The organism is Microbispora sp. NPDC049633, from assembly GCF_040675265.1.
In the GTDB taxonomy this organism is placed as follows: domain Bacteria; phylum Actinomycetota; class Actinomycetes; order Streptosporangiales; family Streptosporangiaceae; genus Microbispora; species Microbispora maris.
Genome location: NZ_JBFAOO010000103.1, coordinates 1 through 26,459, shown reverse-complemented (window position 1 = coordinate 26,459; position 26,459 = coordinate 1). Strand labels below are relative to the sequence as shown.

The window sequence follows — 26,459 nt, the reverse complement described above, 5'->3', positions numbered from 1 at the left end:
CTGGTCTCGACCGCCAACTCTTCCGACGAGATCGGCACCTCGAAGGTCAACGCCGACCTCGCCCTGCGCACCGCCGTCGACGTCGCCGCCGGCGAGTACCACTCCACCCTGACGCTTTCGCTGTTCAACCAGTCCTGAACCGGAGGCGGGAACCACTGCCCGCTGCGGACGTCCGGGACGTGTGCGAGTCCGGCCCACGATCCGGACGTCCGTGAAGGTCGAACCCGCCCTGTTCAGGACGAGGTGACACAGGGTTAGGAAATCCTGACGTAGCGGATTGTTGACCGGGCGGTCAATCAGGCACACCGTCGGGTGATAGGTCACCTCTCCCCCGTTCGGAGGCACGGATGGATCTCACGAGATCGTTGTCCGACATCGTCGCCCTCGTCGCCGGGCTGGTCGCGGTGCTCGCGCCGTTCTTCTGGGCCGACGCCCAGGCCGCCGCGCAGCCGCTGCTCATCCTCGGCGCCCTGCTCGTCGTCTCCGCCCTGTGGTCCATCCTGGGCGCGGGCGGCGCCAGTTCCTGGGTCACCGCCGCGTTCGGCGCCCTGCTGTTCGTCTCCCCCTGGGCGTTCGGCTTCGACGGCGACACCGCCTCGGCGTGGACCGCCTGGATCACCGGCGCCGTCACCGTCGTCGTCGGCCTGCTCACCGTCCTGCAGGTGCGCGGCCGCACGACCGTCACCACCTGACCCGACCGGTTCCTCCCCCGGCCGGACCCCGGTCCGGCCCCGATGCCCCGCTCCTCGTGCGGCCCCGTCGCCCGTCGCCCTCCCCGCGACCGGCGGCGGGGCCGTACGCATTTACGCGGACGTCTTCACACGGGACGCCATCGCACGGGCGCGTTCACGCAGGTCCTCACCTGGTGCGGAACAGCCGGACACCGGAGTCGCGCTTATCACCCTTCGACGCATATGTCGCCCCTTGACTTTGGCGCGAACTCCACTCAGTCTGTTGCGCATAGCGCTTCCTGTTCCACTTTACGAAACTGGGACCTCCGCAATGATTCCTGCGTGCCCCCTCGCCGCCCTGCCCCGGGGCGAGGCCCTTCGAATCGAGACAGATCCCCCGATCGCCGTTTTCCACACCGAGGACGGTGAACTGTACGCGGTGGACGACACGTGTACGCACCAGGACGCCTCGCTCGCGGACGGGTGGCTGGAAGGGTGCGAGGTGGAGTGCCCCCTGCACGCGTCGCGCTTCGATCTGCGCACGGGCCAGGTGGACGCTCCTCCCGCGAAGCTGCCGGTGCGCACCCACCAGGTGGTGGTCCGGGACGAGACCGTCTACGTCGTCCCGTCGGACCTGCCGCCCAACCTCCCGCCCGGCGTCCGTACCGGGTCGGCCTGAGACGCGTGAGGGTGCCGTGAATTCCGTCGCTATCGTCGGCGCGTCGCTCGCGGGGCTGTCGGCCGCCCGCGCGCTGCGCGCCCAGGGCTTCGGCGGGCGCCTGACGATCGTCGGGGCCGAACCCCACCGCCCCTACGACCGGCCCCCGCTGTCCAAGGAGTTCCTCGCCGGCCAGATGACGACGACGGATCTCGCGCTGGAAGCCGACGGCGAGGACCTCGACGCCGAGTGGCGCCTGGGCGTCGCCGCCACCGGGCTGCGGCAGGGCGAGCCACTGCGGATCACGCTCGCCGACGGCTCCGCCGTCGAGGCCGACGGCGTGGTGATCGCCACCGGCGCGGTCGCCCGCACTCTCGGAGGGGACCTCGCCGGGGTGCACACGCTGCGCACGGTCGAGGACGCGGCGGCCCTGCGTGCCGATCTCGACGGCGCGCGGCGGCTCGTGGTGATCGGAGCGGGCTTCATCGGCGCCGAGGTCGCCTGCGTCGCCCGCACGCTCGGGCTCGACGTGACGATCGTCGAGGCGGCGCCCACGCCGTTCGCCCGCGCGCTCGGGCCCGAGATGGGCACCGCGCTCGCCGGGCTGCACGAGGACCATGGAGTGCGCCTGATCTGCGGCGCCGCCGTACGGGGCCTGTCCGGCCAGGGCCGCGTCGACGGCGTGCTGCTGGAGGACGGGCGCCGCCTGGACGCCGACGTGGTGCTCGCCGGGATCGGCGCGCGGCCGGCGGTGGAGTGGCTCGACGGCAGCGGGGTGAAGGTCGGCGACGGCGTCGTCTGCGACGCGGGTGGCGCGACGAGCGTGCCGGGAGTCGTCGCGGTCGGCGACTGCGCCGCCTGGTTCGACCCCGCCCTCGGCGTCCACCTGCGTGTGGAGCACTGGACCGGCGCGGCGCGGCGTCCCGCCACGGCCGTCCAGACGCTGCTGTCCGGCGGCGCCGTCGTGCCCGACGCCCTCGCGCCGCCCTACCTGTGGTCCGACCAGTACGGCCTGCGCGTGCAGTTCGCCGGGCACACGCTGCCGGGAGACGAGGTGAGCGTGGAGGAGGGCGACCTCGCGTCCCGCCGGTTCCTGGCCGTCTACCGGCGGGAGGGCCGCACGGTCGCGGTGCTCGGCGTCGACCAGCCCCGCTCGTTCACCCGGTGGCGCCGCCGCGTGAACGAGCCCGCCGGGGCGCGATGAGCGCCGGCGCGTCCCATGCCCGCGTCACCCCGCGTGGCCGAGACGGTGACTGATGTCGTCGGCGCCCGCCACGAGCACGGGCGCGAGCTCCCGCATGCGCTCCTCGCTGAACCGGTAGGCCGGGCCCGAGGCGCTGACCGCGGCCACCACCTCGCCCTCGTGGGAGCGGATGGGCGCGGCGATGGCGTTCAGCCCGATCTCGTACTCCTCCACGGTGACCGCGTAGCCCCGCCGCACCGCCTCGTCGAGCTGCCGCCGCAACTCGGCGGCGTCGGTCACCGTGGCGGGCGTGAAGCGCTCCAGCCCGGCCGCGGCGATGAGCCGCTCGCGGTGCCGCTCGTCGAGGTGGGCGAGCAGGATCTTGCCGCTCGACGTGGCGTGCAGGGGGGTGGGCTGACCGACCCAGTTGTGCGCGGTCACGGCCGCGGACCCGCGCACCTGGTCGAGGTTGATGGCGTAGTGGGACCGCGCGACGGCGATGTTGACGGTCTCGCCGATCTCCTCGGCGAGCCGCCGGCACACCGGCCTGCTCTGCTGGACGAGATCGAGCCGTGCGGCCACCCCGGCGGCGAGCCGGACGACGCCGAAGCCGAGACGATACTTGCCGCGGTCCTCCGCCTGCTCCGCCAGGCCGCGCGCCTCCAGGGCGCCGAGCAGCCGGAACGCGGTGGACTTGTGGACGCCGATCTCCGCGGCGACCTCGCTCACGCCGGCCTCGCCGCGCTGGGAGAGGATCTCCAGGATCGTCACGGCCCGGTCCACCGACTGGACGCCGCCGCTCCCCTCCGGCCGCGCGGCGGCCTCGTCGGTCCCCTCGGCTTCGGGGTCCGACCCATGACGTTGCGAATGCTGCACTCTATTGCGCATATCAATATCATCCTGCCCGGGAGGCGGACATGTATGACTTTGTCATCGTCGGTGGTGGATCAGCGGGGAGCGCGCTCGCGAACCGGCTGTCGGCCGACCCCTCCAACCGCGTCCTCGTGCTGGAGGCGGGCCGTCCCGACTACCTGTGGGACGTGTTCATCCACATGCCGGCCGCGCTGATGTTCCCCATCGGCAGCCGGTTCTACGACTGGAAGTACGAGTCCGAGCCCGAGCCGCACATGCACGGCCGGCGCATCTACCACGCCCGGGGGAAGGTGCTCGGCGGGTCGAGCAGCATCAACGGCATGATCTTCCAGCGCGGCAACCCGCTGGACTACGAGCGCTGGGGCGCCGACCCGGGCATGGAGACCTGGGACTTCGCGCACTGCCTGCCGTACTTCAAGCGGATGGAGAACTGCCTGGCGGCCGACGACGCCGACCCCATGCGCGGCCACGACGGTCCGCTGGTGCTGGAGCGCGGCCCGGCCAGGAACCCGCTGTTCAAAGCGTTCTTCGACGCCGTGCAGCAGGCGGGCTACCCGCTGACCGACGACGTGAACGGCTACCGCCAGGAGGGCTTCGCGCCGTTCGACCGCAACGTGCGGCGCGGGCATCGCCTGTCAGCCGCCCGGGCCTACCTCCACCCGGTGATGAAGCGGCCGAACCTCACGGTGAAGACCGGGGCGTTCGTCACGAAGATCCTGTTCGAGGGCAAGCGCGCGGTCGGCGTGGAGTTCGACGGCAAGCGGGTGCGGGCCGGGGAGGTCATCCTCTGCGGCGGCGCCATCAACTCCCCGCAGCTCCTGCAGCTGTCCGGCGTGGGCGACGCCGACCACCTGAAGGCGCACGGCGTCGACGTCGTCCACGACCTGCCCGGCGTCGGCGCGAACCTCCAGGACCACCTGGAGGTCTACATCCAGTACGCCTGCAAGCAGCCGGTCTCGATGCAGCCCGCGATGAAGTGGCGCAACCGGCCGTGGGTCGGCGCGCAGTGGCTGTTCCTGCGCAAGGGCCCCGGCGCGACCAACCACTTCGAGGCCGGCGGCTTCGTCCGCGGCAACGACGACGTCGACTACCCCAACCTGATGTTCCACTTCCTGCCCGTCGCCGTGCGCTACGACGGCAGCGCGCCGGCCGGCGGGCACGGCTACCAGGTGCACATCGGGCCGATGTACTCCGACGCCCGCGGCTCGGTGAAGATCAAGAGTGCCGACCCCCGGGTGAAGCCCGCGCTGCGGTTCAACTACCTGTCCACCGAGCAGGACCGCCGCGAGTGGGTCGAGGCCGTACGCGTGGCCCGCGAGATCCTCAACCAGTCCGCGCTGGACGCGTTCAACGGCGGCGAGCTGTCCCCCGGCCGTGAGGTCGAGACCGACGAGCAGATCCTCGACTGGGTGGCCAGGGACGGCGAGACCGCCCTGCACCCCTCCTGCACGGCCAAGATGGGCATGGACGAGATGTCCGTGGTCGACCCGCTGACGATGGGGGTGCACGGCCTGGAGGGCCTGCGCGTCGTGGACGCCTCGGTCATGCCGTACGTCACGAACGGCAACATCTACGCCCCGGTGATGATGGTCGCGGAGAAGGCGGCCGACCTGATCCTCGGGAACACTCCCCTGGCCCCCGAGCCGGTGGAGTTCTACCGGCACCGTAAGGACGCCTGAGATGAAGGACCTGTACATCGGCGGGCAGTGGCGCGACGCCGCCGAGGGCGGCCGGCGGGAGATCCGCTGCCCGGCCGACGAGGAGCACGTGGCCACCGTGGCGGAGGCCACCCGTGCCGACACGGAGGCGGCGATCGCGGCGGCCCGGCGGGCCTTCGACGAGGGACCGTGGCCGCGTACGCCCGAGCGCGAGCGCGGCGCGCTGCTGCTGCGGGTGGCCGGTCTGCTGGAGCGGGACAAGGCCGAGATCGCGCGGGCGGAGTCGCTGGACACCGGCAAACGCCAGGTGGAGAGCGAGTACGACGTCGACGACGTGATCGCGTGCTTCCGCTACTTCGGCGGGATCGCGGGCACCGACGCCGGGCGGGTGATCGACACCGGCCGCGCCGACGCGGTCAGCCGGGTGGTCTACGAGCCGGTCGGCGTGTGCGGGCTGATCACGCCGTGGAACTACCCGCTGCTGCAGACCTCGTGGAAGGTGGCTCCCGCGCTGGCGGCCGGGAACACCTTCGTGCTGAAGCCGAGCGAGCTGACCCCGTCCACGGCGATCCTGCTCATGCGGCTGCTGGAGGAGGCGGGGCTGCCGCCGGGCGTCGGCAACCTGGTGCTCGGGGCCGGAGCGGAGGCGGGCGCGCCGCTGGCCGAGCACCCGGACGTCGACCTGGTGTCGTTCACCGGCGGGCTGTCGACCGGGCAGTGGATCATGGCGACCGCCGCGCGGACGGTCAAGCGCGTCGCCCTGGAGCTGGGCGGCAAGAACCCCAACATCGTGTTCGCCGACGCCGACTTCGACACCGCCGTCGATTTCGCGCTGACGGCCGTCTTCCTGCACTCGGGCCAGGTCTGCTCGGCCGGCGCCCGGCTGCTGGTGGAGGACTCCATCCACGACGCGTTCGTCGACGAGGTCGTACGGCGGGCCGAGCGCATCAGGCTGGGCGGGCCGTTCGACCCCGAGGCCGAGACCGGGCCGCTCGTCTCCGCCGCGCATCTGGCCAAGGTGGAGGCGTACGTCGAGGCGGGCATCGCCGAGGGGGCGAAGCTGCGCTGTGGCGGCCGCCGGGAGGAGGGGAAGGGCTACTTCTACCGGCCGACCGTGCTGGACGAGTGCCACCGCGGCATGCGGGTGGTCCGCGAGGAGTCGTTCGGCCCGGTGCTGACGGTGGAGCGGTTCTCCGGTGAGGACGAGGCCGTCGCGCTGGGCAACGACACCGACTACGGCCTCGCCGGGGCGGTGTGGACGGCGGACGCGGGCAGGGCGCAGCGGGTGGCCGCCCGGCTGCGGCACGGCACGGTGTGGATCAACGACTACCACCCCTACGTGCCGCAGGCCGAGTGGGGCGGATTCAAGCAGTCCGGCGTCGGGCGGGAGCTCGGCCCGACCGGCCTGAACGAGTACCGCGAGATCAAGCACATCTGGCAGAACACCGACCCCCGTCCCCAGCACTGGTTCCGTCCCTGAGTCAGTCGGCTCGCCCGTGCACGGCGAGGAACTCCCCGATCCGCGCGTCCATCTCGGGCGGCGCCGCGAGGGGCAGAGTGTGGTGGGTGGCGCCGGGCAGCACGATCGTCTCCAGCCGGGGCAGCAGCGCCGCGGCGGAGGCGGCCACCCGGCCGGCGTCGTGCGCTCTGCTGTGCTCGGCCAGGAGGAGCAGCACCGGGAGCCGCAGCGCGCGCAGCATCTCCGGGGCGGGACGCGGCCCGGTCAGGGGGCGGGCGGCGGGGAAGTCGGCGGCGCGGTCGTAGAGGCGGAGCCACGTCTCGTCCAGGGCCGCGCCCCGGGTCTCCCAGTCGAGGAACGCGCGGCGCCGCCGTACGGTCGGGCGCAGCAGCATCGGCAGGGCCCGCAGCAGGTAGCGGGGGGAGAAGCCGGTGAAGCAGTTGGTGGGGTCGGCCAGCACCAGCGCACGCACCCGCCCAGGCGCGTGCGCCGCGTAGTGCAGCGCGCTCCACGCGCCATACGAATGGCCGCACAGGGAGACCCGTGAGTTGCCGAGCCCGTCGAGTACGGCGTCGAGCCAGGCCATCTGGTCGTCCACCGTCCGGATCGCGCGCCCGCCCGCGACGCTGCGGCCCGCGTCGCCGACGGTGTCGATCGCGTGCACCCGGTATGCCCCGCCGAGCGCCGTCGCCGTGGCGAACCAGACGGTCGAGGTGGTCCCGCCGCCGTGCAGGAGGACGACCGGCGGCGCGTCCGCGGGCCCGACGGAGTTGACGTGGGTCGTGCCGTAGGGCGTGGGAATGGTCCCCGGCTCCGTGGAGGCGGGCCAGCGCGCCGCCAAGACGGCGTCGTAGGCCGAGAGAAACCCGTCGTCACTGCTCTCCATGACCGCCTCCGAGATAGCTCGCCGAGCGATAATCTTGCTGAGCGAGATAATAGGAGGTTCCATGGTGACGCGCGGGCACGAGGGCCCCGAGATGGAGATCTTCCATCTGCTCCGGGCGGTCGCGGTGGAGTACGGCCTGCGCCAGGCCGACTTCGCCGCCGAACACGGCATGCACGTCACCGACGTGCGGGCGCTCATCTGCCTGCTCGACGCGGAGCGGGCCGGCACCGGCGCCACCGCCGGTTTCCTCGGCGCCGGTCTCGGCCTGAACTCGGCCGGCACCACGGCGGTGATCGACCGCCTCGAACGGCTCGGCCTGGTCAGCCGGGTCCGCGACGTCAAAGACCGGCGTCGCGTCCTGCTGAAGGTCGAGGAGCGCGCCAAGGAACTGGGGTGGAGCCACTTCGGCCCGTTCATCGACAGGACGGTCGCGGTCCTGTCCGGTTTCGACGAACGGCAGACGGCCGCGGTCCGGCTCTTCCTCCGGACGGCGCTGGACGCGTTGGCGGCGGAAGGCCGATGACCCGACGCGGGGGGCATGCTGGAGTCCATGCAGGTGTCCGTGCGCTTCGCGCCCGAGCTGTGGATCTTCCTCGCACCGCGTAACCGGCGGCCCGAGGTGCTCCTGCCGTACGACGGGACATCCTCGCTCGGCCACCTGATCGAGTCGGCCGGGGTCCCGCTGACGGAGGTCGGCCCCCCGCTGGCCGGAGGCCGCACGGTCGATCCGTCGTACCGGCCGGGCCCGGACGAGGTGGTGGAGGTGCCGGCCGTGCGCAGGCCACAGGCCGTGCCGGACTGCCGGTTCGTCCTCGACGTCCACCTGGGGACGCTGGCGCGGCGGCTGCGCCTGGTCGGCCTGGACACGGCGTACCGCAACGACATGGACGACGACGCCCTCGTCGAGCAGGCCAACGCGGAGGGCCGGGTGCTGCTCACGCAGGACCGGGGCATCCTGCGGCGCCGGTCGCTGCGGCTCGGCGCGTACGTGCGGGGGGCCCGGCCGGACGACCAGTTGCTCGACGTGCTCGGCCGCTTCCGGCCGCCGCTGGCCCCGTGGACCCGCTGCACGGCCTGCAACGGGCGGCTCGCGCCGGTCGGCAAGGCCGAGGTGGAGGCGTCGCTGGAGCCCGGCACGCGGCGCAGCTACGACGAGTTCGCCCGCTGCGTCGCCTGCGGCCGGACCTACTGGCGCGGCGCCCACAGCGGCAGCCTCGCGGCCGTCGTCCAGCGCGCCCTCCACGCCGTCGCGGGAGCCTGAGCCGCGCCGGGAATGCCCGGCGGTCGCGGGTGGTTCAGAAGCGACAGCAGTTGAACTTTCAATTAGGAGGGGCCATGCCCGCCGTCACCGCCGACACCCTGACGCTGCCGCGCGTCGCCATACCGGACCCGGCCGTCGCCGGGCCACGCCCCGTCCGGTCGGTGACGACCGCGCCCAGCGGCTTCGAGGGCGAGGGCTTCCCCGTACGGCGCGCGTTCGCCGGCGTGCCGCAGTCCCTGCTGGACCCGTTCATCCACATGGACCAGATGGGCGAGGTCGAGTACGCCCCAGGCGAGCCGAAGGGCACCCCGTGGCACCCGCACCGCGGCTTCGAGACCGTCACCTACATCATCGACGGCGTCTTCGAGCACCAGGACTCCAACGGAGGCGGCGGCACCATCACCAACGGCGACACCCAGTGGATGACCGCCGGGTCGGGGCTGCTGCACATCGAGAAGCCCCCGGAGCACCTGGTGGTCTCGGGCGGGCTCTTCCACGGCATCCAGCTGTGGGTCAACCTCCCCCGCGCGCACAAGTTCCACCTGCCGCGCTACCAGGACATCCGCGGACGGGAGGCGGCGCTGCTCGCCTCGGCCGACGGCGGCGCGCTGCTGCGGGTGATCGCGGGCGAGCTGGACGGGCACGCCGGCCCGGGCGTCACGTTCACCCCGATCACGATGGTGCACGCCACCGTCAGCCCGGGCGCCCGGCTGGACGTGCCGTGGAACCCGGACTTCAACGCCCTCGCCTACGTCCTGGCCGGCCAGGGCACCGTGGGCGCCGAGCGACGGCCGGTGCGCAAGGGACAGCTCGCCCTCTTCGGCCCCGGCGGGTCGCTGACCCTCGCGGCGGACACCGCCCAGCCCCAGGCCGAGCCCGATCTGGAGGTGCTGCTGCTCGGCGGACAGCCGATCCGCGAGCCGGTCGTGCACTACGGCCCGTTCGTCATGAACACCCGCGCCGAGATCATCCAGGCCATGGAGGACTACCAGGCGGGGCGCCTCGGCGTCATCCCCGCCGAGCGGGTCCCCCACACCTGAGGGTTGAGTCTCCCGTAGGAGGAGACGCGAAGGTGGGGGGCATGGACGGCGGCACGCTCTACTCGATCGGGGAACTGGCCCGGCGGACCGGACTGACGGTCAAGGCCGTGCGGTTCTACTCCGACTGCGGGATCGTGCCGCCCACCGGCCGCAGCCCGGCCGGCTACCGCCTCTACGACACCGGCGCCGTCGCCCGCCTCGGCCTCGTACGCACGCTGCGCGACCTGGGGCTCGGCCTGCCCACGATCCGGAGGGTCGTGGACGGGGAGCTCTCCCTGGACCAGGTCGCGGCGGCGCACGCCGAGGCGCTGGCGGTGCAGATCCGGGTGCTGCGCCTGCGGCGCGCGGTGGCGACGGCGGTGGCACGGCGCGGTTCGACCCCCGAGGAGATGGATCTCATGCACAGACTGGCCAGGCTTTCCGAGGACGAGCGACGGCGGCTGACCGGCGACTTCCTCGACTCCGTCTTCGGCGGGCCGGACGACCGCCTGGCGGGAATCCGGCGCACGATGACCCCAGAACTGCCGGACGACCCGGAGGACGAGCAGATCGAGGCCTGGATCGAGCTGGCCGAGCTGGTCCGCGACCCGGAGTTCGGCGCGCTCATGCGGCGCCTCACGGAGCTGCACCTGGCCGACCACGCCCGTACGGACCTTCCGCGCCCTCACGCCGTCGCGATCGTCCGCGACCAGGTCGCCCCCGCACTGGCCGCGGGCGCCGACAGCGCCTCACCGCAGGCCGACGCGATCGTCGCCGCCGTCACCGCGCGGTACGCCGGCCTCGTCGGCCGTCCGGACGACGCGGCCCTCCGGCGCCGGTTGCTCACCGTGCTGGAGACCGCCCGCGACCCGCGCCGCCAGACGTACCTTCGGCTGCTCGCCGTGGTCAACGGCTGGCCGCCCCCGGACGACCCGACCCCCGCCCTCACCTGGTTCGCCGAGGCCCTGCGTACACGGACGCCGGACTGACGACGATCGAGGGAAGACTTCGTGTCCTCCCGGCCGAACGCCGTCCGCTCCGGACGGCGTTCGCCTGCCGTCATGCCAGTGGTCGAGGCCGCGCACTTCAGCTTCCCGAGATGAACCTATGCGTTTCTCCCGTACGTCATGTAGTAACCGAGACGGTACAGCAGTTGCGATTTCTGCCGATCCTCGATGCTTGCCGACAGTCCTCCGAGACTGGTAGGGGTCTGCTGCGAGGCTTCCCCGAGATCGGGATTCAGCGCATGCTGCAATACGTCGAGGAGAATCGTTCTGGTCGCTGTCTCCACATAATCCGGGTCCTTCGTGTGCTCCAGATACTCGTAGTAGCCGTCGTTGGGATCGGGCCAGGCCCGTTTGATGGCCTCAAGCTCCAGGCGGAATCGGTCTGCGAGCTTCTGGAGTTCAGCCCGAATGCGGTCGCTGGCGCTGTCGCGAACATGCCGTCTCACGTAGTCGACGGCCTCGTGCTCGTACGGACTGACAGGCTGGGCATACGTGAGCGCGATCTCCACGGCCAACTCGATGATCTCGTGCCGTCGCTCGTGCCCGGGAGCGGACGCGAGATCCCGCAGGCGTCTGTCCTGCTGGAGGCAAGGGGTCATCCACTCCTCCACCTGAAAGTCCTCGCGCTCCGGCCAGGACAGAGGGCCGGATCCGATGACGACGCACCAGTGCTGCCGCCCCAACCATTCCCGGTCGATGCGGATACCGGAGAACTCCTCGGCCAGCGCGAGCGCGGCCGCCTGCCATTGCCCACGCCACTGATCCGGACCTACCGGTATGGACTCGAGCCATGCTCGTCCGGATGAAGGGGTCACCGTGTCGAGGTCGGCTGGATCGAACCACGCGACCAGTTCCCCGGACTGGGCGTACTTGACGGAAGCGGCCCTGTTGACGGTCCACTGCAGGCCCAGTGCGGCGCCGCCTCCGGACAAGGGCACCACCTTTTCATGGCCGTAACCGCAGAACTCCTCCAGGAGCACCGTCCAGTCGTCGTGGCGAGCCGCGAGGAGCGCCGCCCGGCCCTCGCTCTCCGTCAGGTCCCAGGCGTATCCGCTGACTTCCGCGAATGTCGCCGGCCGCACCCACGCGGGGTCGCCGCCAAGCGTCCGCACCACCTTCTCGAATGGCGTGCCCTTGATCCAGGTGATCGACATTCCATCCGACAGGTAGCGAGGGGCGTCGGCATACGTGCTTATGAGGTTGGACATGATGGTCTATAGCCCTCTTGGTGGTGCCGGGGGTGGGCAGACGGACACCACCCACCCCCGATTCTCCTGCTAGGTGAGATTGTCCTCGGTGCACACGAGCGGCTCCTCATCGGGCAGAGCATCGCTGACGACAGCGCCGGGGGCATTGCTCACCGGGTTGGTTCCTCCAGGCATGATGACATCTACCCAGAATGACGTGTTGTGTCGGATCCTGTGCCGAAGATAGAACCATCTCGTCCTCGACCCCGACGCACAGTTGTCTTCGAGCTTGATGAGCTGGACAGAGAAGTCCCATTTCGGACTCGCTGCTCCCTCTGCGGTGCTGGCGAAGGGGAACTCATCGCAACTGTCCGGCTTCTTGTAGTTGGGCTTGTATTTTTTACAGGCCGGGATGGCATAGTTATCCCGATTGTCGTCGATAACGGACTCCGAAGTGGTCCGATGAAGACAGGCCGTCGTTGCCGTCGTACAGCCGCGGTCTCCCCAGTCGATTGCTCCGGGAATCTTCTTCGGCGCGACACTAGGGGGGTAGGTGGCATTGGGGGAGTACATCGCCAAAGCCCAGTGATAGGCACTCTGCACCACTTTTGGATCGTTTCCATCGAGGATGAAGACTGGGCGTATGTTATTGGATATACATCCTCCCGTGTACACCTTTATATCGTCCGAGCTGTCGCACGTGAAGATGACCAGGTGCTCCTTCTTCCTCCATTGAGGGTGCGCCCACTGTATCTGGTCTCCACTTTCAGGGTTGTAGTAGTAATGGACGCTCGGGTCCACCGCGCACGTTCCCTCTTTGTCCACGTGGGCACTCTGGGTGCTTTCAAGGACGATCTCCCGGTCGCCCGAGTAGCGTCTCCAATCCGCCACCGTATCGGAGATTCCGTTGAGGGCGGATTTGATTTGCCCATCCCTGGCCTTGTAGATGCTCGCGCATGCGGGGAAGCCGCTCTCTCCCAGCCTGACCGAGAATTTCCGGTCGTTCGACCACTCCTCGTCGAAAACATGCCAGTCGTCGACACGAATCCATGCGCTGATCTGGCGACTGTTGTTGACGAGACTGCCCGCCGGCCTGTCTCTGGCGGAAGTGCTCTTATTCTTGCCGACGTAGGTATGGAACACTATCGTGAGGCGGGCCATCCACATAACGCCCGAGTCGTCATCCAGAAGCCCGACCGGCCACCGGTCCACTTCGTCGTCTTCGTCGCGCTCGCCGATCCACATGGCATAGCACACGTTGAAGGAGTTCTTGTGGCGGAAGGCCCGGGCCGGGAGGCCGCTCTGCACTTCCCATTGTTGCCGCGTGCCCTTGAGGAGATTCTGACATTCCTCATGGGTCATGCGCTCGTACGGGAACCGGCTCGCGGCGAGCGCCGACGTCTGCCGTCCCGCTGCGCCGGACGACTGTTTCGCATCCGAGCGAGTCGCCTCCGCGGACGCTCCATCCTGGACGGTGAGGTTGTTCCAGTTCGACCACGGGCCCTTCACCCCGTCAGCAACGGTACGCGCTCGCCATCTCACTTCCTGATCCTGTTTCAACAGGTTCCTCGGCAAGGTCACGGTCGCCTTGCTGCCAGCATTCGCGCTGGCATTCCCTGTCCAGATTCGTGCCTTGGCCCGGCCCCGCTGCTTGTCGAGTTTGCGGGCTATCTCGATGTCGACGGTTTTGCGGGTGTCGGACGTGCCGTTGATCCATGCCGTGAGAACAGGGCCCGCAACTGCTGCGCCGGCGGTTTCACCGCTGTCGACCGACAACTTGCCGATCGCGGATGTGTCACCGTTGTCGAGGCTCGCCGTCGCGGCGGCAGGGGGCGCGCCCCCGATGGGGGTGTTCATGTCCGTGGTGATTTCGGTTGCGCTGAGTGCGCGGTTGTAGACGCGCACTTCGTCAATCAGGCCCCTGAAGAACTCGCCCCAGGCGCTGTTACCGCCGATGCGCAATGGGCCGCCGTCGTCGTGGAGGCCGCCGCTGAGAGGGTTCGCGCCAGCTTCCTGACCGTTGACATACAGCCGCAAGGTGGTGCCGTCATAGGTGACCGCCACATGGCTCCAGGTGTTGATCGGCAACGGTGCGCCGCCGCCAACGGTGCCTCCGTCGTCGACGGCGGTCTGGAACCAGCCGGACGGTGCGCCGTCGGAGTCCGCAGCGTACAGACCGTAGGAAGCGCCGCCGGTCACTTCCTTCATCACCACTGGGCGCCAGCCGGAAATCGTCGATGGGTTGACCCACGCGGAGAGGGTCACAGCATCGGACATGCGCAGCGAATCGGCGTGCTCAACGGTGACCCAGCTGGAGGAGCCGTTGAATGACAGAGCCTTGCCGTACTTGCCCGTAGCCGCCCACGTCGTATCGGCCGCCGTTCCGACGTTGTTGTTGCCGGAGGCATCCCCGATCAACGTGCCAGAACTCTCGTCCATGCCGTAAGCGGCCACCAGCCCCGGCAGCGAAGTCGGTGTGGGAGTGGGCGACGGTGTGGGGGTGGGAGACGGTGTGGGAGTGGGTGAGGAAGTGGCTGTGCCGCCCCCGATGGGGGTGTTCATGTCCGTGGTGATTTCGGTTGCGCTGAGTGCGCGGTTGTAGACGCGCACTTCGTCAATCAGGCCCCTGAAGAACTCGCCCCAGGCGCTGTTACCGCCGATGCGCAATGGGCCGCCGTCGTCGTGGAGGCCGCCGCTGAGAGGGTTCGCGCCAGCTTCCTGACCGTTGACATACAGCCGCAAGGTGGTGCCGTCATAGGTGACCGCCACATGGCTCCAGGTGTTGATCGGCAACGGTGCGCCGCCGCCAACGGTGCCTCCGTCGTCGACGGCGGTCTGGAACCAGCCGGACGGTGCGCCGTCGGAGTCCGCAGCGTACAGACCGTAGGAAGCGCCGCCGGTCACTTCCTTCATCACCACTGGGCGCCAGCCGGAAATCGTCGATGGGTTGACCCACGCGGAGAGGGTCACAGCATCGGACATGCGCAGCGAATCGGCGTGCTCAACGGTGACCCAGCTGGAGGAGCCGTTGAATGACAGAGCCTTGCCGTACTTGCCCGTAGCCGCCCACGTCGTATCGGCCGCCGTTCCGACGTTGTTGTTGCCGGAGGCATCCCCGATCAACGTGCCAGAACTCTCGTCCATGCCGTAAGCGGCCACCAGCCCCGGCACAGATTCGGGAACGGTGGCTGCGGTCGTGAAACGCCATGAGTGTGGGGTCATGACGTTGCCGGCTGCGTCCTTGGCGCCGCTGACCTCAGCGGTGAATTCGTTCACTGGCAATTCGGCAGCCGGCCGGAAAGCGATCACCGTGTTGGAGACCTCCATGGCCGAGGTTCCGGTGATCGACTGACCGGTCGAGTCTCTGAGACTGATCCGCGCATCCGTGACCGGCTCCGAGAAGGACACTCGTAGCTCGGTGCGAACATCCACGTCAACCTGGTTGGGAGCGGGGAGCGTACCGAGCACGGCCGGTGGTGTCGCGTCCGGGTCATCGGGATCCGGCGTGCCCGGCGCCGGCGTTGCGTCGATCTGGTCCAGCCACTCCTCCCAGGTTGCGTCGTCCGGGACGTGGGCTCCTACCCGTGAGTCCTCCAGGAAGTAGTCTCCCGCGTATTGATCGCGAATCTGCAGCGCCTCTTCTGGAGTGACGATCGGGGCTTGCTGAGATTCGGTGCTCCGGAAGTTGTGGTTGACGACATCGCCGATCGTCGGATTCTCCTTGTACGGGATCATGAATCCGCCGTAGCTCTGAGGTTTGGGGATGTATTCGATCATGAGGGTCGGCGGATGGCGGTAGCCGGGGTACGGCTGGCCGCCGCTGTATTCGCTGGAGTAGTACTGGCGCCAGTTGGTCGTCGCGGTCTCGCTGTGGGCCCGCAGCACCAACCCCTCGTTGGCCATCCCCTGCTCGACCCAGCCGCGGACCATGGTGGTCACCCGGTGCACCAGCGCCTCGTCCTTGGCACACCAGGTGCCGGAGGCGTCGTAGTTGTAGCCGGCCTTGTTGAGCCCTTCCGTGGCGCTGTCTCTGGTCGGCTGATGCCTCCAGCTCAGATCCCCGGTGTCCCAGTAAGAGGTGACTCTCTGGGCGACGATGCCCGACCCCAGCTCTCGGTCGCACAGCACTCCGCCGGGACCGCTGGACTTGTAGTTCCACATGTACAGGTCGGCGTCCTTGACGGTGGCGCCGTCCAGCGCCGGGTCGTCGAGGTTGTACCACAGGTACACCCGGGCGATGTCCGCGCTGCTTTGGGTGGTGCCCGCGCGCAGCCACCCGTCCGCGGCGTGGTTGCTGTCGGGGTCGTTCTTGTTCACCCAGGCGTCGTCGGGTTGTCCGCCGCCGAACCACTCGGAGGAGGCGGCGACCGTCACCGGATAGGTCACCGCCGGGTCGGCCAGGAACCTCTCATCCGGGGTGAACACCAGCTCCGAGGTCGTGCCGGAGGTCTCCACCCGAGCCTCGACGCGGGAGGTCCTGCCCTGCTCGGGGGATGCCTCCACCTTGGCGTCCATCGCCGTCAGCACGACCGGCGCCGCGACCGCCTTGCCCTTGGCGTCCTTCAGCTGCGGCAGCCCTTCGGGGGTCTTGCCGAACGTCGTGCCCTCGGGAAGGGTGAGGGGCAGGCGTACGGTCACCGGGCCGTCCGGCTTGCGCCGGAAGACCACCTGGGAGACGAAACCGTCGGCCTGGGCGATCACCACCAGGTCCGCACCCGGGGCGACGGCGTCGGGGTAGGTGACCGTGCTGCCGGAGACCTTCGGCTCCGGCAGCGCCCGGGTCACCTTCAAGCCGGTGGTGCCCTTGTCCCCCTTCGCCGACACCAGGTGCTTGGCCCCGCGCCCGCCGAAGGTCAGCGGCGACTTGACCCGCGCCGCCTGCAACGTTCCGTCGCGGGCCACGATCTTGGTGTCGATCGGCTCCCACGTGCCGTTGGCCTTGTTCTTCAGCTGCACGGGCCGGGTGGACAACTCGGCACGCAGATGCTTGCCGTCGGGCTGCGCCCAGACCTTCATCTTCTCGGTGAATCGGACGGGCACCTCGACGGGTTTGCCGGACTTGGCGGCCTTGTCCCAGGCGGCCTTCAGGTTGGGATCCGAGGGTTGCGGTGCCGATGCTGGCGCGGATGGCGGAGACGGCGTGGGGGCCTGGGCGACCGCGGGTACGGTCACGAGCGACAGCGGCAGCGTCAGTGCCCCGATCAGGGCAGCACGACGGCGCGTCCGGACCGATAAGCCGGACGCTGTTCTCGATGTCTTCACTCCAGCCTTTCGAGTTCGTGGCGGCGAGAGCGGAGCCGTACCCCGACGGTCGCCGCTGTTTGTACTGACATCGCGTGGGCTGCGACACAACGCGTTCCTCAACCGCGCGTCGCCTTTGTCGGGATAGCGGAGGACATGCGTCAGTGTGCCCGGGGGCAGGCACGCGCGTCTTGACGATTTCTGCACAGTTGGTGCCGTTTTCTGCACGGCGGCCCACCGCCCAGCCGGAAGATTAAGGCCGACTAATTCCGACAATCATCCGGTGTCACACCGCACCGGCTCACACATAGCGGCGGATCGACACCGCCCGGAAAAGCGGAGCAGCGTTATTCGATCGCTTGCGGAGAATCCGTGCCGTCGTCACCTTACGCGACATGTCAATTACGGGATCGCCCGTTGACTGCCGTTTTGTCATTGAGTAATCATGCCTGCGGGTGCGAGGGCCTGAGACGACATACGACGGGGGTACGTATGAGAAGTCTGGAGTGGGACACCAGGGGTCTGTCCGCTCAGGATCGTTTCCCCTTCTGGCACGAGACGATGTCGCAGATGCTCGTGAGCACCTGGGCAACGTCGGACGACCCTGACGGCTTCCACGCGTCAGCGCGCATTTTCGACCTCGGCGGGCTCGCGTTCTCGGCGATGAGCCATCGCACGCTGCGGGCCAGCCGGCCCATGAAGCTCATCCGGCAGGCGGATCCCGAGGTCTTCCAGCTCCACCTCCTTCTCCGCGGCGACGGCCAGATGAACCAGGCGGGGCGAGACGCACCCATGCAGGCGGGAAACCTGATCATCATCGACTCCTCACGGCCCTATCGGGGATGGCGGGGGGCCGACGACGGTCTGGCCGAATCGCTCATCGTCCAGTTCCCGCGGTCCGCGCTCGGTGTGCGGTCCGACATGATCGACCGGCTCGTCGCGGCACCGATCCCTGTCCAGGCCGGGATCACCGGCGTCCTCGCCGGACATCTCAGGCACCTGGCGGACAACGCCGAGCACCTCACCCGGCAGAACGCGGAGGCGCTGGGCGTCGTCACCCTCGACCTGATCGCGGCCGTCTGCGCGCATCAGTCCGAGGCCACCGCCGCGCTGAGGCCCGAGGCGCGGCGCCGGGCGCTGCTGTCGCTGATCCACGAGTTCGTCCGGCAACGGCTCGGCGATCCGGACCTGGACGCGGAGATGATCGCCGCGGCACACCAGATCTCCGTCCGATACCTGTACAAGATCTTCCAGGAGCAGGGCGTCAGCGTGGCGGGCTGGATACGCCGGTGCCGCTTGGAGCAGTGCCACCGCGATCTCGCCGACCCCCGGCAGAGTTCCCAGCCCATCCAGGCGATCGCCGCTCGCTGGGGCTTCGGCGACGCCGCGACCTTCAGCCGCAACTTCCGCGCCGCCTACGGCATGTCCCCGCGGGACCACCGCTGCCTCGCGGCGATCGCCGGCACCGCTCCGGAGGGGACGGCAATGAACTGAGCCTTGCCACGTGAAGCAGCATCCGCCCTCCGACTCCGGCTGCTCACCCTGGTGAAGACCGCCCGTGATCCGCGCCGCCAGACGTACTTCCGGCTGCTCGCCGTGGTCAACGGCCGGCCGCCCTCGGACGACCCGGTCCACGCCCTCACCTGGTCCGCCGACGCCCTGAGCGCTCGCTCTTCTCGAGACGCGCCCCGGTTCCTTCTGCGAAGATCACTCCGACATGTCCCCGCGCGCTCCCGGAGAGATCATGTTAGGAATGCGCCGTCTGCGCTGGTGGGTCGCGGCGGGGATGATCGTACTCCTGCTCGCCCAGGCCATGCCGTGGTTGCGAGCCGCCGAGCCGCTGCCGGAGTCCGAACAGCGGCATGACTGCCCCATCGGTCTGGGGCTCAGCGGACCGCCGGGAGCCGTGGCGGTCGCGCCGGAGGACAGGCAGCGGATGTACCTGTGCTTCGCGTATCAGCAGTTCGGCGACCTGCCGGACGAGGAGCTGCTCGCGCGCGGCGGCGCCCTGTGCGACTCCGACGTCCGCGACGAGGAGCTGACGCGGCTGCTCGAACTGCGCTGCCCCGGTCTGTACGAGCGCAACCAGCGGATCTACCTGGCCGAACGGAAGGCCGAAGAGGCCGAGGCCAAGCGGCGGCTGGCGGCGGCGAAGGCCGGATGTCCGCGCAGGAAGCCGGTCGCCGAGCCGGTACGGCAGATGCGGGCCGCCCTTTGGGTGGACACGGGCGGCATCCAGGCGTGGGAAGAGGGCTACGGCGGCCTCGACTACTCGGGCAGGTTCCTCGCCAAGGGCAGGGGCACCGTGCACCTTTCCTGGGGAGGAGACGAGAAGGGGCCGGTCTGCGTCACCGGGGAGGCCTACCGGCAGCGGCCGCCGCACGCGAGGGGCTGGCAGCGGTCGGGAGAGATGAGCTATCACAGCCCGACCGGTGTGCTCCGGTTCTTCGGCGACGACGGCGACGTGACCGTCGCGGGAGCCGGCTCCTACCGGATCCGCGCTTATGTGCGGGGGGTCGAGCGCGCCCCGGACCTTGCCCGGGCGAAGGCCGTCAGGGAGGTGCTGATCGTCGTCTTCCCCGCATCGGCGACCGCGAATCGACGGGCCGCTGCGCGAATCGGAGGCGGGGGAGCAGCGGGTCGTGGAAGTGCGTGAGGAGCTCGTGCCGGTCTGGTCCTGGGCGGCGACCGGCCGGCGTTCCGCGAGACCATCCGTGTGATCCTGTCCGGCACGGACGCCTGAACGCCGGGTCGGCGTCCCCGCTGCTACGCCTCGTCCTCGGCGTCGGCGATCGGGTGGCCGAACGTGACCGCGTCGCGTACGGCAGCCGGCGCGGTGGAGCGAAGAGGCGCGTCGGGGCGCAGCCCGAGCGCGTCGTTGACCGTCGAGAACGCCACGCGAAGAGCCACGAACGCGGTGATCGTGAAGATCTGCGGGTCGCTGAAGCCCGCGTCGCGCAACTCCTGCACGTCCGCCGCGGTGGTGCCGTTGGGGTCACGCGCCACCTTACGGGCCCACGCGGCCATGGCCCGCTCGCTGTTGCTCAGCCCGTCGTCGACGCCCTTCAGCACGCCGGCGGCCGTCTCCTCGTCACTCGCCCGGGCCAGCCTGCTTCCCCACATGAGCGAGCAGTAGGAGTCGCCGAACGCCGACGCGCACGCGGTGACGAGGACCGAACGCTGACGGAGGCTGAGGTGCTCCCCGGCGTTCACCTGCCCCAGCAGATCGAACAGCCCGGTCATCGTCGCCGGCTGATAGGCCCACAGGCGTGAGGTGCTCATCACGTAACCCACTTCGGCGATGTCCTCGTCGAAGATCTGCCGGGCCTCGTCGGTGACGTCGGGGACACCGAGAAAACCGATCCTGTCCATGGTCTCTACTCCACCGCTCGCTGGGGCATTCCGCACCACCAGCGTCGCCGCTCGCCGCCGCCGGCGCATCCGTGTTCCGCACGGATCCTCGTACGGACGCGGTCTCCGTACAGGCGGACGTCAGGAGGCGGCCGAGTAGGAGGAGTTCAGCTCCTTCTCGAACCAGTCGATGGTGCGGCGTAGGCCGGTGACGGGATCGACGCGGGGACGCCAGCCGAGCCGCTCCTCGGCGAGCGAGGTGTCGGGACGGCGGACGGCGGGGTCGTCGACGGGCCGTTCGACGAACCTGATCGGGGAGGACGAGCCCGCCAGTTCGCGGATCGTCTCCGCCAGCTCGGCCATCGACATCTCGGCCGGGTTGCCGATGTTCACCGGCCCGGCGAAGTCGCTCTCGGCGAGCGCGAGCACGCCGTCGATCGTGTCGTCCACGTAGCAGATCGACCGCGTCTGGCTGCCGTCGCCGGTCACGGTGATCGGCTCGCCGAGCAGCGCCTGACGGATGAACGTGGGGATCGCCCGGCCGTCGTGGGGCCGCATCCGCGGACCGTAGGTGTTGAAGATCCGCACGATCGCGGTGTCGGTCCCGCGCGAGTTCCGGTAGGCCGTGGTGAGCGACTCGGCGAAGCGCTTGGCCTCGTCGTACACGCTGCGCGGGCCGACCGGGTTGACGTTGCCCCAGTACGTCTCCTTCTGCGGGTGTTCCAGCGGGTCGCCGTACACCTCGCTGGTGGAGGCGAGGACGAGCCGCGCGCCCTTCTCCGCGGCGAGGCCGAGAGCGTGCAGCGTGCCCATGCTGCCGACCTTCAGCGTCTCGATCGGGTGGCGCAGGTAGTCGGCGGGAGACGCGGCCGAGGCGAAGTGGAGCACCAGGTCGACCTGCCCCGGCACGTGGACGAACCCGGTGAGGTCGCACTCCACGAGCCGGAACGCCGGACGCCCGATCAGGTGCTCCACGTTGCGCGGCGACCCGGTGAGGAAGTTGTCCAGGCAGACGACCGCCGCGCCGCGTTCCATCAACCGTTCGCACAGGTAGGAGCCGAGAAACCCGGCTCCTCCCGTGACCACTACACGAGACCCCTTCACCGCACTCCCACTCCCCGCAACCTCCTGACCGCGTCGAGCACCTCGGGCACTCCGATTTCGAGCAGGCCATCCGACGGCCTGTCGCCGTGCGGGTCGCCCCTGCGTCCGGCCCACAGCGCGATGTGCGGGCCTCCCGGCGGCGGCCCCCACAGCGCGGGCGGCACCGGGCCGTACAGGATGACCGAGGGCGTGCCCGCGGCGACGGCCAGGTGCGACATGCCCGTGTCGCCGCAGACGACCAGCGCGGCGTGCGCGGTCAGCGCGGCCAGCTCGGCCAGGTTCGTACGGCCCGCGAGCACCGACTCCTCCGGCAGGCCGGCGAGCTGGGCGACGTGCCGGGCGAGCGCGATCTCGGTCACGCCGCCGGTGACGACGACCCGGCGGCCCTGGGCGGCCAGTTCGGCCGCCACCTGGGCGAAGCGGTCCGGCGGCCACTGCCTGGCCCGGAACGCCGCTCCCGGATGGATGATCACCTCGCCGCCGGCGAGCGGGCTCGGCCCCGGGTCGCCCAGCGCGAGGTCCCCGGGGTCGGCCGGGATGCCGTACCACTCCAGCAGCGAGCACCACCGCTGCCTCTCGTGCGTCTCCGTCTCCCAGGGCGGCCCGTCCGAGCCCGGCACGAGGTGGTGGGTGTGCGTGAGCAGGCGGCCCGGCCGGGTGCGGCGCAGTGCCTGGATGCTCTCCGGGCCGCTGCCGTGCAGGTTGACCGCGACGTCGGGCGACTCGTACGGCACCGGTCCCGGGCCGGACACGTCGAGCACCTCGTCGACGCCGCCGATCAGCGGGAGCAGCCCGCCGAGGTAGGCGGGGGTGGCCAGCACGAAGTGGTGCCCGGGATACGCCCGCCGCAGCGCGCGGAGCGCGGGCACCGAGGCCAGCAGGTCGCCGAGCCCGAGCCCGCGCAGGGCGAGCAGCACCGGTCTTCGCGGATCTCCTATGGCCATGACGTCTCCGTGGAGGCGGCGACGACCAGCTCCCTGACCTCGCAGCCCTGCGGCTGGCCGAGCGCGAACACGATCGCCGAGGCGACGTCCTCCGGCTGGTTCAGCCGGGCGTCGGGGCCGGGCTTGTACTGGTCGGGACGGTCGTTGAAGAAGTTCGTCCGCATGCCGCCGGGAATCAGCAGGGTCACCCCGACCTGCCCGGCCAGCTCGGCCGCCAGGGCCCGGGTGAAGCCCACGACGCCGAACTTGGAGGCGCAGTAGGCCGTCGCGTCGCTGAGCGCGCGCACCCCGAGCGTGGAGGCGACGGTGACGACCTTGCCGCCGGTGGTGCGCAGGTACGGCAGGGCCGCCCTGACCACCGCCGCGGTCCCGAGCAGGTTGACCGCGATCACTCTTTCCCACTGCTCGGCGGCCACGTCCTCCAGCCGGCCGCAGGCGTCGATGCCCGCGGCCGTCACGACGCCGTCGAGCCCGCCCGCGCTTTCGGCGAGCTCGTGTACGGCCCGCTCGGCCTGTTCCCGGTCGGCCAGGTCGGCGCGTACGTGGTCGAACCCGGCGTCCGGTTCGTCGATGTCGACGAGCAGCGGCCGGCCGCCGGCCTTGGCGACCGCCGTGGCGGTGGCCCGGCCCAGGCCGGACGCGCCCCCCGTGATCAGTACGTTTCCCACCATTGACGTCAATCCCTTTCGATAAGCGGCCGATGTCACGAAGCGCGGCCTGGGCGGCGGCGATGAGGCCGGTGGTGGAGTAGCCGGGCACGGTCGGCAGGATGACGACCTCCCCGCCGGTCCGGCGCACGGCCTCGGCCTCGGGCATCGACCGCTCGTCGTAGTCGCCGCCCTTCACCCACACGTCCGGGCACAGCCGCTCGATGACCTGCGACGGCGTCTCCTCGTCGAAGACCGTCACGGCGTCCACGCAGCCGAGCGCGCGCAGCACCTCGACCCGGTCGCGTTCGCTCACCAGGGGCCGGCTCGGGCCCTTGAGCCGCCGGATCGATTCGTCGGAGTTCACGCAGACCACCAGGGCGTCGCCTAACGCCCGGGCCCGCCGCAACAGGCTCACATGCCCGGCGTGCAGCAGGTCGAAACACCCGCCGGTCGCGATCAGGCGCCCTCCGGCGGCCCGTACTGCGGCGGCCACCTCGAAGGCGGACGCGCCGGGCGCGAACGGCGCCGGCGACTCGGCGGCCGGGCGCGGCAGGCGCAGCGCGGCGGCCCCGCCCTCCTCCACGAACCTGGTGGCCTCGCCGACCGCGCGGGCGACGGCGTCCTCGGTGGACGCGCCGTCCGCGAGGGCGAGCGCCGCGGCCGCGGCGAAGCGGTCGCCCGCGCCGCAGGCGTCCGTCCCGGCCGCGACGTGCGGCACCGGGACCGGTCCGAACCTGCCGCCGCGGCGGGCCAGCATCGCGCCGCGCTCCCCCAGGGTGATCGCGACGGCCTCGGCGTCGAGGTCGCGCACCAGCCTGCGGGCGGTGCGCTCGGGCGAGACGTACGGCTCCTGACACATGCCACGGGCCTCCGCCTCGCTGGGCGTGACCAGCGCGCATCCCGGCACGGGCAGCGACCCGCGGGGGTGCGGATCCCACACCAGCGGCACGTCGAGACCGCGCAGCGGCTCGCGCAGCAGGTCGGCCACGCCGCGCCCGTAGTCGGCGACCAGGACCGCGCTCGCCGAGGCGAGCGCGTCGGCCGCGCGGGCGAACGCGGAGGCGGAGGCCACCTGGCCGGGTCGTCCCATCGCCCGCCCGTCGCCGGTGTCGATCCTGACCAGCGTCTGCCCGCGGGCGCGGACCCGCGTCTTGCGCACGGTCGTGCCCCGCAGCGGCAGCCGCACGATCTCGACGGTGGGCGACAGCAGGCCCTCCAGGCATCGGCCGGAGGGGTCGTCGCCCATGGCGGTGATCAGCACCACTTGGGTGCCGTCACGGGCGGCCAGCAGCGCCGCGAGGCCCGCCCCGCCCGGCCGGTGGTGCTCCGCCTGCCCCTCCACGACCGGGACGGGAGCGTCGGGGCACAGCCGGTCGGCCGTCCCCTCGACGTCGACGTCGAGCAGGGAGTCTCCGACGATGACGAGTGGTCCGCTCACACGACCGCCTTCTCGATCACGTCACAGAGCATGTGGATCACCGTGAGGTGCACCTCCTGGATGGTCGCGGTGTCGTCCGCGGGCACGGTCAGGGCCTCGTCGCACAACTCGGCCAGCGGGTTCGGGCCGGGGCCGGTCAGCGCCCAGGTCGTCAGGCCGCACTGGCGTCCGGCCTCGGCCGCCTCGGTCACGTTGCGGCTCGTCCCGCTGGTAGACAGGCACATGAGCACGTCGCCGGGGCGGCCGTGCGCCCGCACCTGCCGCGCGTACAGCTCGGCCATGCCGAAGTCGTTGCCGATCGCGGTCAGCGACGAGGTGTCGGCGTGCAGCGGGATCGCGGCGTACGGCCGGCGGTCGGCGCGGTAGCGTCCCACCAGTTCCGCGGTGAGGTGCTGCGCCTCGGCGGCGGAGCCGCCGTTGCCGCACGCGAGCAGCCGCCCGCCGCCGCTGAGCACGGCCGCGAGCTTGTAACCCCAGGCATGGATCTTGGGCGTTTCCGGGTCCACCGCCGTCAGCGCGGTGCTCAGCCGGGCCAGATGAGGATGCATCGCTCAGCCTCCCGCGGCGGCGAGGGTGCGAAGGCACCCGCCGGCCAGGTTTCGGTAGACGGACTCGGTCTGCTCGGCGATCCTGGGCCAGCCGTAGCGGGCCCGGGCCCGCCGGGGCCCGGCGGCCGACAGCGCCGCCCGCAGATCGGGCCGGGCCAGCAGGTCGCCGAGCGCGCGGGACAGCGCACGCGGCCGCCGGGGCGGCACGAGCACTCCGCATCCCGCGACGGTGTCGAGGTGACCGCCGACCGCCGAGGCGATCACCGGAACCCCGCAGGCCAGGGCCTCCAGGGGCACCATGCCGAACGGCTCGTACCAGGGCACGGTGACCAGGACGTCGGCCGAGCGCATGAGACCGGGCACCTCGGCCCGGCTCACGCTGCCGATCAGCCGCACCCGGTCGCCGAGGCCGAGACCGCCGGCCAGCGTGCGCAGCCGCGCGCTCTCCTCGTCGCCCGGGTCGCCGCCAGCGATGACGAGCTCGGCGTCCGGCACGTGGCGCAGGGCCCGGACGACGGTGTCCACCCCCTTGCGCGGCACCATGCGGCCGATGCTCAGCACCCTCGGCCGGTCGCCGCGCAGGAAGACAGCGCCGTCGGGGCGGAACAGGCCGAGGTCGACGCCGCACGGCACGACCGCGATCCGGTCGCGCGGCACGCCCATCGCGACGAGTTCGCGCACCTCGTCGGAGCAGGTGGCGACGACCGCGACCGCCCGGCGGCCGATGTCGCGCTCGATCGCGATCCGGCTCGGCGGGCTGGTGTCGGCCTCGCCCTGCCAGCGCCGCTTCACCGTGCCGAGCGCGTGATAGGTCTGCACGACCGGGATCCCGAGCGGCTCCGCCGCCGTCAGCGTGGCGAGGCCGCTCATCCAGAAGTGCGCGTGCGCGACATCGGGCGGCTCGGCCTTCCACCTGCGGGCCAGGTGCGCCCCGAACTCCGGCATGTACGGCAGCAGCTCGTCCTTGGGCAGCGGCTCGGCCGGCCCGGCCGGCACGTGCTCGACGGTGACGCCGGGAGCCATGGGCACGGCGTCCGGCTGGTCGGGGGAGGTGCGCCGCGTGAGCACGACGACCTCGTTGCCCCGTTCCGCCAGGGCCAGGGCCAGCGCCGCGACGTGCACGTTCTGCCCACCGGCGTCCACGCCGCCGAGGGTCGCCAGCGGGCTCGCGTGCTCCGACACCAGGGCGATCCTCATGACACCCCCTCCTTCACCGCCTCGCCCAGCGTCACCTCCGCCGCGGCCAGGCGGCGGACGGCGTCGACGACGACCGCCGTGATGATGAGTCTGGCCTTCGACACGGGCCGACTGTCGACCGCCC

At 70.8% G+C, this 26,459-nt stretch carries 21 protein-coding genes and 1 pseudogene; 11 read left to right on the top strand and 11 right to left on the bottom strand.

Features of this window, described 5'->3' with window-relative positions; translation table 11 throughout:
• The first annotated feature begins 347 nt into the window (after nt 1–347).
• The 3 genes from AB0J39_RS24495 (at nt 348) to AB0J39_RS24485 (ending at nt 2,533) form a co-directional block, all read left to right on the top strand.
• The gene (locus tag AB0J39_RS24495; RefSeq protein WP_363468534.1) at nt 348–692 is read left to right on the top strand and encodes an SPW repeat protein; all 345 of its coding nucleotides are present in this window, start codon (nt 348–350) and stop codon (nt 690–692) included.
• Between the two features lie 310 nt (nt 693–1,002).
• Nucleotides 1,003–1,350, top strand: a complete 348-nt coding sequence (locus AB0J39_RS24490) for a bifunctional 3-phenylpropionate/cinnamic acid dioxygenase ferredoxin subunit (RefSeq protein WP_346231014.1) — start codon at nt 1,003–1,005, stop codon at nt 1,348–1,350.
• Between the two features lie 16 nt (nt 1,351–1,366).
• A complete protein-coding gene (locus tag AB0J39_RS24485) occupies nt 1,367–2,533 on the top strand; it encodes an FAD-dependent oxidoreductase (protein ID WP_363468532.1) in 1,167 nt (388 codons plus the stop codon).
• A gap of 24 nt (nt 2,534–2,557) precedes the next feature.
• Here the strand turns inward: AB0J39_RS24485 and AB0J39_RS24480 are convergent, their stop codons facing one another.
• Nucleotides 2,558–3,388 carry an IclR family transcriptional regulator gene (locus AB0J39_RS24480; protein ID WP_363468530.1) on the bottom strand — a complete coding sequence of 277 codons (831 nt, stop codon included), beginning with the start codon at nt 3,386–3,388 and terminating at the stop codon, nt 2,558–2,560.
• Nucleotides 3,389–3,429: 41 nt separating this feature from the next.
• Here AB0J39_RS24480 and betA point away from each other — a divergent pair, with 41 nt between their 5' ends.
• A complete protein-coding gene (betA, locus tag AB0J39_RS24475; RefSeq protein ID WP_363468528.1) occupies nt 3,430–5,064 on the top strand; it encodes a choline dehydrogenase in 1,635 nt (544 codons plus the stop codon).
• A gap of 1 nt (nt 5,065) precedes the next feature.
• Nucleotides 5,066–6,523, top strand: coding sequence for an aldehyde dehydrogenase family protein (locus AB0J39_RS24470; protein ID WP_363468526.1), 1,458 nt, complete (start codon nt 5,066–5,068; stop codon nt 6,521–6,523).
• Between the two features lies 1 nt (nt 6,524).
• On the opposite strand, the gene AB0J39_RS24465 is transcribed toward AB0J39_RS24470, so the two are convergent.
• Complete coding sequence (locus tag AB0J39_RS24465; protein ID WP_363468524.1) at nt 6,525–7,388, bottom strand: alpha/beta hydrolase; 864 nt, start codon at nt 7,386–7,388, stop codon at nt 6,525–6,527.
• 61 nt (nt 7,389–7,449) lie between these two features.
• Between AB0J39_RS24465 and AB0J39_RS24460 the strand changes: the two genes are divergently transcribed.
• The 4 genes from AB0J39_RS24460 to AB0J39_RS24445 all read left to right on the top strand — a co-directional run bounded on the left by AB0J39_RS24460 (nt 7,450) and on the right by AB0J39_RS24445 (nt 10,657).
• Nucleotides 7,450–7,911 (top strand): MarR family transcriptional regulator, encoded by a 462-nt coding sequence (locus AB0J39_RS24460; protein WP_363468523.1) that lies wholly within the window; start codon nt 7,450–7,452, stop codon nt 7,909–7,911.
• A 27-nt stretch (nt 7,912–7,938) separates the two neighbouring features.
• Nucleotides 7,939–8,649 carry a Mut7-C RNAse domain-containing protein gene (locus AB0J39_RS24455; RefSeq protein WP_363468522.1) on the top strand — a complete coding sequence of 237 codons (711 nt, stop codon included), beginning with the start codon at nt 7,939–7,941 and terminating at the stop codon, nt 8,647–8,649.
• A gap of 74 nt (nt 8,650–8,723) precedes the next feature.
• On the top strand, nt 8,724–9,689 hold the full coding sequence (locus tag AB0J39_RS24450) for a pirin family protein (RefSeq protein WP_363468520.1): 966 nt from the start codon (nt 8,724–8,726) through the stop codon (nt 9,687–9,689).
• 41 nt (nt 9,690–9,730) lie between these two features.
• Complete coding sequence (locus AB0J39_RS24445; protein ID WP_363468518.1) at nt 9,731–10,657, top strand: MerR family transcriptional regulator; 927 nt, start codon at nt 9,731–9,733, stop codon at nt 10,655–10,657.
• Between the two features lie 116 nt (nt 10,658–10,773).
• On the opposite strand, the gene AB0J39_RS24440 is transcribed toward AB0J39_RS24445, so the two are convergent.
• Nucleotides 10,774–11,829, bottom strand: coding sequence for a DUF6461 domain-containing protein (locus tag AB0J39_RS24440; protein WP_363468516.1), 1,056 nt, complete (start codon nt 11,827–11,829; stop codon nt 10,774–10,776).
• 123 nt (nt 11,830–11,952) lie between these two features.
• On the bottom strand, nt 11,953–17,124 hold the full coding sequence (locus tag AB0J39_RS24435; protein WP_363468515.1) for a LamG-like jellyroll fold domain-containing protein: 5,172 nt from the start codon (nt 17,122–17,124) through the stop codon (nt 11,953–11,955).
• A gap of 471 nt (nt 17,125–17,595) precedes the next feature.
• Here AB0J39_RS24435 and AB0J39_RS24430 point away from each other — a divergent pair, with 471 nt between their 5' ends.
• Entirely contained in the window at nt 17,596–18,597 is a 1,002-nt protein-coding gene (locus AB0J39_RS24430) for a helix-turn-helix domain-containing protein (RefSeq protein ID WP_363468514.1), read from the top strand.
• Between the two features lie 259 nt (nt 18,598–18,856).
• Nucleotides 18,857–19,759: a hypothetical protein gene (locus AB0J39_RS24425; RefSeq protein WP_363468512.1), complete on the top strand. Its 903-nt coding sequence runs from the start codon at nt 18,857–18,859 to the stop codon at nt 19,757–19,759.
• A gap of 110 nt (nt 19,760–19,869) precedes the next feature.
• Here the strand turns inward: AB0J39_RS24425 and AB0J39_RS24420 are convergent, their stop codons facing one another.
• From AB0J39_RS24420 to AB0J39_RS24390, 7 genes and pseudogenes are all read right to left on the bottom strand, one after another.
• Nucleotides 19,870–20,475: a hypothetical protein gene (locus AB0J39_RS24420; RefSeq protein ID WP_363468510.1), complete on the bottom strand. Its 606-nt coding sequence runs from the start codon at nt 20,473–20,475 to the stop codon at nt 19,870–19,872.
• A gap of 120 nt (nt 20,476–20,595) precedes the next feature.
• Nucleotides 20,596–21,540 (bottom strand): UDP-glucuronic acid decarboxylase family protein, encoded by a 945-nt coding sequence (locus tag AB0J39_RS24415; RefSeq protein ID WP_363468508.1) that lies wholly within the window; start codon nt 21,538–21,540, stop codon nt 20,596–20,598.
• Between the two features lie 14 nt (nt 21,541–21,554).
• Nucleotides 21,555–22,502, bottom strand: a complete 948-nt coding sequence (locus AB0J39_RS24410) for a glycosyltransferase family 9 protein (RefSeq protein ID WP_363468537.1) — start codon at nt 22,500–22,502, stop codon at nt 21,555–21,557.
• Entirely contained in the window at nt 22,493–23,173 is a 681-nt protein-coding gene (locus tag AB0J39_RS24405; protein ID WP_363468536.1) for an SDR family oxidoreductase, read from the bottom strand. The genes AB0J39_RS24410 and AB0J39_RS24405 overlap by 10 nt, the downstream gene beginning before the upstream one ends.
• A gap of 208 nt (nt 23,174–23,381) precedes the next feature.
• Nucleotides 23,382–24,590: pseudogene (locus tag AB0J39_RS24400) on the bottom strand (PfkB family carbohydrate kinase); the annotation flags it as partial.
• Nucleotides 24,587–25,138, bottom strand: a complete 552-nt coding sequence (locus AB0J39_RS24395; RefSeq protein ID WP_346228990.1) for an SIS domain-containing protein — start codon at nt 25,136–25,138, stop codon at nt 24,587–24,589. The pseudogene AB0J39_RS24400 and the gene AB0J39_RS24395, both read right to left, overlap by 4 nt.
• 3 nt (nt 25,139–25,141) lie before the next feature.
• Nucleotides 25,142–26,335: a glycosyltransferase gene (locus AB0J39_RS24390; RefSeq protein WP_363468505.1), complete on the bottom strand. Its 1,194-nt coding sequence runs from the start codon at nt 26,333–26,335 to the stop codon at nt 25,142–25,144.
• Nucleotides 26,336–26,459 lie beyond the last annotated feature (124 nt).

What these genes read in the sequence shown, in the direction of transcription:
- AB0J39_RS24495 (WP_363468534.1), top strand. Translation starts at nt 348, where the DNA reads ATGGATCTCACGAGATCGTTGTCCGACATCGTCGCCCTCGTCGCCGGG.
- AB0J39_RS24490 (WP_346231014.1), top strand. Translation starts at nt 1,003, where the DNA reads ATGATTCCTGCGTGCCCCCTCGCCGCCCTGCCCCGGGGCGAGGCCCTT.
- betA (WP_363468528.1), top strand. Translation starts at nt 3,430, where the DNA reads ATGTATGACTTTGTCATCGTCGGTGGTGGATCAGCGGGGAGCGCGCTC.
- AB0J39_RS24470 (WP_363468526.1), top strand. Translation starts at nt 5,066, where the DNA reads ATGAAGGACCTGTACATCGGCGGGCAGTGGCGCGACGCCGCCGAGGGC.
- AB0J39_RS24465 (WP_363468524.1), bottom strand. Translation starts at nt 7,388, where the DNA reads ATGGAGAGCAGTGACGACGGGTTTCTCTCGGCCTACGACGCCGTCTTG.
- AB0J39_RS24460 (WP_363468523.1), top strand. Translation starts at nt 7,450, where the DNA reads ATGGTGACGCGCGGGCACGAGGGCCCCGAGATGGAGATCTTCCATCTG.
- AB0J39_RS24455 (WP_363468522.1), top strand. Translation starts at nt 7,939, where the DNA reads ATGCAGGTGTCCGTGCGCTTCGCGCCCGAGCTGTGGATCTTCCTCGCA.
- AB0J39_RS24450 (WP_363468520.1), top strand. Translation starts at nt 8,724, where the DNA reads ATGCCCGCCGTCACCGCCGACACCCTGACGCTGCCGCGCGTCGCCATA.
- AB0J39_RS24445 (WP_363468518.1), top strand. Translation starts at nt 9,731, where the DNA reads ATGGACGGCGGCACGCTCTACTCGATCGGGGAACTGGCCCGGCGGACC.
- AB0J39_RS24440 (WP_363468516.1), bottom strand. Translation starts at nt 11,829, where the DNA reads ATGTCGATCACCTGGATCAAGGGCACGCCATTCGAGAAGGTGGTGCGG.
- AB0J39_RS24430 (WP_363468514.1), top strand. Translation starts at nt 17,596, where the DNA reads ATGAGAAGTCTGGAGTGGGACACCAGGGGTCTGTCCGCTCAGGATCGT.
- AB0J39_RS24425 (WP_363468512.1), top strand. Translation starts at nt 18,857, where the DNA reads ATGCGCCGTCTGCGCTGGTGGGTCGCGGCGGGGATGATCGTACTCCTG.
- AB0J39_RS24420 (WP_363468510.1), bottom strand. Translation starts at nt 20,475, where the DNA reads ATGGACAGGATCGGTTTTCTCGGTGTCCCCGACGTCACCGACGAGGCC.
- AB0J39_RS24410 (WP_363468537.1), bottom strand. Translation starts at nt 22,502, where the DNA reads ATGGCCATAGGAGATCCGCGAAGACCGGTGCTGCTCGCCCTGCGCGGG.
- AB0J39_RS24405 (WP_363468536.1), bottom strand. Translation starts at nt 23,173, where the DNA reads ATGGTGGGAAACGTACTGATCACGGGGGGCGCGTCCGGCCTGGGCCGG.
- AB0J39_RS24395 (WP_346228990.1), bottom strand. Translation starts at nt 25,138, where the DNA reads ATGCATCCTCATCTGGCCCGGCTGAGCACCGCGCTGACGGCGGTGGAC.
- AB0J39_RS24390 (WP_363468505.1), bottom strand. Translation starts at nt 26,335, where the DNA reads ATGAGGATCGCCCTGGTGTCGGAGCACGCGAGCCCGCTGGCGACCCTC.